This is a genomic window from Rhodopseudomonas sp. BR0G17, assembly GCF_010907025.1.
Lineage (GTDB): Bacteria > Pseudomonadota > Alphaproteobacteria > Rhizobiales > Xanthobacteraceae > Rhodopseudomonas > Rhodopseudomonas palustris_H.
In genome coordinates this window covers 1-380 of the sequence record NZ_QUML01000258.1, presented here as the reverse complement: position 1 = coordinate 380, position 380 = coordinate 1, and the positions used below count along the sequence as shown (strand labels likewise).

Annotated in this window: 1 pseudogene; it reads right to left on the bottom strand. The window is 66.1% G+C overall.

Going from position 1 to position 380, the window contains the following annotated elements:
• Positions 1-61: 61 nt before the first annotated feature.
• Positions 62-232: pseudogene (locus DY467_RS26120) on the bottom strand (efflux RND transporter permease subunit); the annotation flags it as partial.
• Positions 233-380 lie beyond the last annotated feature (148 nt).

The following is a 380-nucleotide window of genomic DNA, read 5'->3' as shown; positions in this document are numbered from 1 at the left end:
GGTTCTTGGTGCCCGAGACCTGGGTTTCGATCGGGATGGTGATGTAGCGCTCGATTTCTTAGGCCGACAGCCCTGGGCTCTGGGTCACGATGTCGACCATCGGCGGGGTCGGATCGGGATAAGCTTCGATATTGAGATGTTCGAACGCCGCCACCCCGCCGGCGAGCACCAGCACGAACAGGGCGAGCATCAGGAAACGGCGGTTGACCGCGAATTCGACGAGGCGGCCCATGGACCGGACCTTTCAAGGGAGGCCGAGGCTGCGAAACGCGGGTCCGGCGGGTGTGTCGATCATCGGCGCGGGCGGTTCGAACGAACGGTGCGGCGACGGGCAGAAGGAAGCCGCGCCGGCCGCAGAACTGCACGGCGCGGAGGGTCGG